This is a genomic window from Brachyspira catarrhinii, assembly GCF_005518285.1.
Lineage (GTDB): Bacteria > Spirochaetota > Brachyspiria > Brachyspirales > Brachyspiraceae > Brachyspira > Brachyspira catarrhinii.
In genome coordinates, this window is record NZ_SJDU01000109.1 from 1 (window position 1) to 6,672 (window position 6,672).

General features: G+C 32.9%; 5 protein-coding genes. All 5 read right to left on the bottom strand.

What is annotated here, in order from left to right; all coding sequences use genetic code 11:
* Positions 1–563 precede the first annotated feature (563 nt).
* Positions 564–2,075 (bottom strand): DegQ family serine endoprotease, encoded by a 1,512-nt coding sequence (locus tag EZH24_RS05520; RefSeq protein ID WP_137998145.1) that lies wholly within the window; start codon positions 2,073–2,075, stop codon positions 564–566.
* A gap of 113 nt (positions 2,076–2,188) precedes the next feature.
* Positions 2,189–3,091, bottom strand: coding sequence for a lysophospholipid acyltransferase family protein (locus tag EZH24_RS05525; protein WP_137998146.1), 903 nt, complete (start codon positions 3,089–3,091; stop codon positions 2,189–2,191).
* 51 nt (positions 3,092–3,142) lie between these two features.
* Entirely contained in the window at positions 3,143–5,065 is a 1,923-nt protein-coding gene (locus EZH24_RS05530) for a hypothetical protein (RefSeq protein WP_137998142.1), read from the bottom strand.
* Between the two features lie 67 nt (positions 5,066–5,132).
* Entirely contained in the window at positions 5,133–5,912 is a 780-nt protein-coding gene (locus EZH24_RS05535; RefSeq protein ID WP_137998143.1) for an SDR family NAD(P)-dependent oxidoreductase, read from the bottom strand.
* A 43-nt stretch (positions 5,913–5,955) separates the two neighbouring features.
* Entirely contained in the window at positions 5,956–6,450 is a 495-nt protein-coding gene (locus EZH24_RS05540; protein WP_137998144.1) for a hypothetical protein, read from the bottom strand.
* Between the last annotated feature and the right edge of the window lie 222 nt (positions 6,451–6,672).

The window sequence follows — 6,672 nt, forward strand, 5'->3', positions numbered from 1 at the left end:
AATTAGTAAGTAAACATAAACTTGAAAAAAGTTTAAAGTGATAGCTCGGCTCGGCTCGGCTCGGCTCGGCTCGCGCGAATTTGATTTATAATATTTTTAGTTATCATAGGCGGAATTATACAACATTTAAAAATTTTGTCAATAGTTTAAAATAAAAAATTTTATTATCATTACTAATTTTGAATTTGTCATTGCCAAAAGGCACACAGCGTGTGCGAGCCTTGATAAAGGCGTGGCAATCCTCTTTTAATGAGGCTAAATTTTAAAATCAAATTCTATTAATTTTGGATTACTTCGGGTGTGTTGCCCTCGTAATGACAATAAAATGTTTGTCATTGCGAAGCTCCGCTGAAGCAACCCATATAAATACAGATTACTTAGGCTATAAAATAGCCTCGTAATGACGATGTTTTTATAAATATTTTTTCCACTTGCTTATCAAATTAACCGTTTTAATCGAAGTAATTTCGTTAATATTTGAATCTTAATTGATTATTAATCATATAAATAAAAAGGCTTTACAGTGAAATTCTGCAAAGCCTTTGAAACTAACAAATAAAGGATTATTCGATTATGATTACATAAGTCATTCTCGCTCGCTTTATCGTAATCGTAAAAGATTTTTCATTTCCGTAAGACCTTACGAATTCGTTATAATCGTTCATATTCGTTATGGTTCTTCCGTTAATAGCCTTTATAACATCCCCAGGTCTAAGCCCCGATTGATATGCTTTTGAAGATTGAGTCATATTGACAACGGCTACTCCTCTCTCGTTGCTTCTAATTTGAAGTCTTTGAGATATTTCTGGAGTTATATCGGAAACATCGATTCCCATCCAAGAACGATTATTCGATTGTCCTCTATTCGGCATATTGCTTCCGCTTGGAACGACTTCGCTATCCTCGACTCTCGCCTCTATAGTCACTCTTACGCTTCGCTCTCTTCCGTTTCTTAAATATTTAACCGTAACCTGTTTTCCAACTTGAGTAGTCGCTACTTTATTAAACAAATCTGCCGACCTTGTCATTCTGTCTCCGTCAAATTCGGTTATAATATCTCCGTCTTGAAGTCCGCCCTTGCTTGCGGGAGAGTTAGGAACTACTTCGCTTACATAAACTCCGCTTCCCTGTCTTATATTAAGACCTCTCGCCAAATTTTCGTCTATATCTTGCAAATATATTCCCAAATAACCTCTCGTCACTTTTCCCGTTTCTTTAAGCTCGTTCATAACGGAAGTGGCTATATTAATCGGAGTGGCAAAACCTATTCCTATGCTTCCGCCAGAAGTGGAATATATTAAAGTGTTGATTCCTATAACCTGCCCATGAATATTGAATAGCGGTCCGCCAGAATTTCCGGGATTTATCGCGACATCCGTTTGAATATATCTTTGATACCTATTCGCTCCAATATCGCTTCTTCCTTTTGCCGAAACTATACCAAAAGTAACGGTATTGTTGAGTCCGTAAGGATTTCCAATAGCTATGGCAAATTCGCCTGGTTCTATCGCGTCGCTATCTCCCAAAGCTACATATGGAAATGTTCGGTTGGATTCTATTTGAAGCAAAGCCAAATCGTAAGCTTCGTCATATCCGATTAATTTTGCGGGCAACTCTTCCGTTTCTCCGTAAAGCAAAACCATTATTTTAGTCGCACCTTTAACCACATGATAATTCGACAAAACATAGCCGTCTTCGTTTACTATAAAACCGCTTCCCAATGACCTTTGATTTCTTCTCTGTCTCGGCATTTGGTCGCCGAAGAAAAATCTAAAAAACTCGTCCGCGTATCTGTCCTGTTCGGTTTGTCTTGCTTCGGTTTCGGTAGAAATATTTACAACGGCTGCCATATTTTTATTAACCACTTCTCTAATCGCGCTTTCCACTTGCAAAGCTCCGTCTATAGAGCCAGAAAAAGCGACTTTTTGAGGAGCGGCTTGAGCGTGAACTACAAAATCTCCTTTCTTATAATTTCTTTCATGCGAAAATATAAAGAAAGAAATTATAATTCCAACTAAAGTGAATGTTAGCCCTATGTTCAAAAAGAACATAAACGATGATTTTTTTTGATTCATATTCATAATATAAATACCTCCAATATAGTTATTCTTATAATTTTTTATTAAATTTTATTTAATTAGATTGTATTATATAAACCAACCGTAAAAAAGTAATGTAAAAATTAAATTTATTTATAATTATTATGTTTATAAAATATCTCTGGTTCTCCTTTAGGACGAGTATTCCATCTCGGATGAACCCAAAGCCAATTCTCGGGATATTTTCTTATTATATCCTCCAATTTTTTAGTATATTTTTGAGTATTATAATATAAAGTTTCTTCTTTAGTTTCTTTTTCTTCTATATGCATTATCTCCGAAACGATTATTTTATGATGTCCGTATCTATCGGGCAAATCGTAAAGTATAGCTATTGGAGATTTCGTTTTCATCGCTACGGCTATAGGTCCTACCGCTGTTGCGCATGGATAACCGAAAAAATCCACAAAAATTCCGTCCAAATAATTTTGGTCGCATAAAAAAGCAACGGGCGAATTGTCGTATAACGCTTTAAAAATATCTCTCAAATCTCCCCATCTTGAAATGCATTCCGTTCCTCTTTTCTCTCTCCAAGAACGCATATATTTATCTAATTTCGGATTATCCAAAGGTCTGAATATGACTTTAGGATTATATTTGTGAATCGCAAAATAAAAAGCGACATATTCCCAATTTCCTATATGTCCCGTAATAGCGATTATTCCTTTCTTTTCTTCCAAAGCTTTATCGAAAGATTCTATTCCTTCGATTTTTATTCTTTTTAATATTTGACTGTCGGACATCCGCGAAGATTTTATAAATTCGGCAAAAGTTATAATCATAGATTTCATAGACCTTTTGGCTATTCTCTTTCTTTCTCTAAAAGTTTTTTCTGGAAAAGCCTGTTTCAAATTTATCAACGCCACTTTTCTTGCGCTCGGGACTAAATAATACATCAAAGCGCCTATGAATTTTGCAAATAAAACGACCGTTATATAAGGCATAAAAGCTATTATTTCCATTAAAATTCTGAGCGGAATATATTCGAGCATTATGACTTTTTTCGATTTATACAAATAAAATCTCCAATTTTAAATAATTTTTTATATATCGGTCGCATCTTCGTCTATTTCTATATCGTCTGGAACGTGCAAATTAATATCGTTTTCTTTATCTTCTTTACTTTCTTTTTTATTTTCATTATCGTTATCGTTATTTATATCTTCGACATTATCGCTTTTTGTCTCTTCTTCTTTTTTTATATCGTCTTTATTGTCTTTTATTTCCATATCCGAATCTTCTTTATCAATCAATAAACCAGCTCCCGAAAGTTCGCCTTCGTTTATTAAATAATTGAAACCAGAAACGAAATAATATGCTTCCGTTAACGCTTTCAAAACATTATAGCCTTGAACTCTTTTTTTATATCCTATATCGGTAAAGAAAGTTAATATATCGTTCGGATTTGCAATTATTTTTTCTCTCTCTTCCTTATCCAAAAGCAATTTATCGAGTTTTCTTTTGAATGGAGAAATAATCGAATCGACCGTAGATTTTAAATTTTTCGCAATATAAGCTCTCTGTCCGTTTCTCTCCGAAAGCATTGAAACTCTCTGCTCAAATCTCATTCCTTCGTCCTGTTCTATTTTCAAAATACTTTTGCAAATATCGCTGTATTCATTAAACCTCGAATTTATATCCGATAACGATAAAAATATATTATTAAAATCCGCTTTATAATCCGTTCTCACAAGATTATCGTAAACGGAATTATATTTCACTTTATTTGAAACGAATAATATCGAATATTCTCTATCCAAAAAATCTATCAAAACTTTTATTCTGTAAATTTTATCGTTTTCTTCCACAGTATAAAAAGGGTCCGTTTCGTATTCTATATTATTGTCGGCTTTTTTGAAAGAAACGTTTTTTTCAATAAGTTTTACTCCTATCGATTCTATTTTATTTAATTTTTCTTCTTCCTCTTTTTCTTTCTTTCCGATATTTTCTTTAGCTTCTTCGATTTTGATGTCGTTTAATTTTTGATTAGTCAATCTTAATTTCGTATAATAACCCAAAATATCGGCGTCCTTAATATCGAAGAAATTATTAAAATCCTCTATAGTTTCCAATCTTTCTTTGGAAGCGTATTTAAGTAAAATTAACAATTTAGGATAATATCTCGAATATATAAGGTCGGTCGCTCTTTTAAAAGCGGAAATTCTCGAATTGACTATTCCCTTGCTCATATTGTCGATTATGGCATAGGACATCATCGCTTTTTCGCCAACCGATTTTATTCTTGAAACGTATAAATGCAAAACATATAGAGGACGAAACATGCTCTTTAATTCGCTCGCATAATTTATTGCCACTACGGAAGAATCCAAATCTTTGTAAGGTTTTAATAGATTCTTATAAACTTTTTCATCATATTGGTCTTTTATTCTTTCCAAAAGTTCTACATCTTCCAATTCTTCGGCAAACCTGGCTATAATTTTATCTCTCTTATTTTTTGAATCCGCATCGTTTATTCCCATAGGATTCAAAGCGTTAAAAATTAAAGTATCCATTTCCAAAAGGGCGGATATTACATTTTTGTCGATAAAATTCAAAAATTTAGGATTGATTTTGCCACCGAATAAAGTTATAACTCCCGAAGCGAAAGCGTTAAACCATAATTTAGTGTCGTAAAATAGAGGTTTATTTTTCTTTATAGTTAATGCCTTTTCGTTAATTTTAGGTTTTTCCACAGTTTCATGAGCCGTTTGTTTATTTGTAAATTGCGGTTCTCTTTTCGGTTTCATATCCGAACGGTTCGAATTGCCGTTATTTACAAAAGTATTTTTCTTTGAAGAATTTGAAAAACTATTCGCGGAATTATTCGAATGGCTTTGATTTGCCTTTTTTCTGTCGGATAATACTTCGCCTCCCGCATCCACAAATTTATGGAATAAATCTCTTCTGTCTTCTTCTTCGATGTCGTCTAATTTTAATCTGTCTCTCGTTTTTTCAATATCTTCCATAGAAAGATACTCCAATTTATTTTATCTTCTTAATTATAATTATATTATTCCAAATTAATATTCGGAATTATTGATTTCTATAAGCCATAGTCGCCGTAGCTTGATTTTCCGCCATAATAGTCATACTCGATATTTGAACATGACTTTTTCTCGTAAGAACATATTCTATATTATCGGCTATATCTTCCGCCAATAGAGGCTCTAAACCTTTATATACATTATCAGCTTTTCCTTTATCGCCTTTAAATCTAACCGTAGAGAATTCGGTATTAACAAGCCCGGGCTTTATATTTGTCACTTTTACGGGTTTGTCGATTAATTCTATTCTTAAAGCGTCTCCGAACATTTCAACGAAAGATTTTGTGGCGCAATAAATAGCTCCTCCAGAATATGCTTCGTCCGCCGCCGTTGAAGCGATATTAATTATATGTCCATGTTCGCTTTTTAATATAAACGGAAGTAAAATTCTTGTTGCCGTTATCAAGCCTTCGCAATTTACTCTTATCATTTGCAAAGCGTCCTCGAGCAAATTATTCGAATAAATGTCTTTATTTAAGGCAAGCCCAGCGTTATTTATAAGAATGTCGATATTCTTCCATTCGTCTTCCAAAGAATTTAAAGCGTTAACTATATCTTCGCTTTTTGAAAAATCTATTTTTATAATTTTTACTTTTACTTTGTATTTTTTTTCCAAACTATTTTTTAGATTTTCAAGTTTATCAATTCTTCTTGCAGCTAAAATAAGATTAACGCCGTTTGAAGCGAGCGATTTTGCAGTAGCCTCTCCGATTCCAGCGCTCGCTCCCGATATGAAAGCCACTCTTCCGCTAATATCTTCTTTATACATAAATTAAATTTTCCTTTATTTTTATTAACATTAAGAATAAATATTATTCGTAAGTTTGAACTTTTCCAGCTATATCTTGAGCCGTATATTGCATTCCGACTTCTTTTAAATATTGAGAAATCAAGCTGTCCATTTGATTTTTTAATCCTCTCGAATATAACTCCGCCACAACGGTGCAATTTTGTTTGGAATCCCATTTCGTTTCGACTACAGATACGCCTCTTATTCTTCCAGCGACTCTTTCCTGTATGACATATTCGTCTATCATACCTTTTTCGGTGGAACTTAAAGATTCTATATAAGAACCCGCAATTTTAGCCACAATTTTATTTTTCGCGTCCAATTCTGCGGCTTGTTTTGAAGTTATCTCTCTTCTAAATTTATCGTTAGCGTCCACGCTGTCGCTTGGAGAACCCATTCCGAGAACCCTAAAAGTGTCTTTATTAATCCAACCTTCTGGATTTTTTTTACTTACTCCAGTTCCGCAAGAAATTATTAAAGCCGAAACCAATAATAAAATGTATAATTTTTTGAACATAATATATTCCTCCATTTTTATGTTTTTCATTTAATTATATTTAATTATTATATATATTTGTAAATTCATTGCAATAGTATAGGAGTAAAATTTTAGGGCATACAAATAATGCATGCCCTTTTAAAAATTATATTATTAATGAAAGAAGAATTAAATAGCTGTTTTAAATTGTGATTATAGTTTATCATAATCTCTTTATTCAAAAAACTTATATAGTTTAGC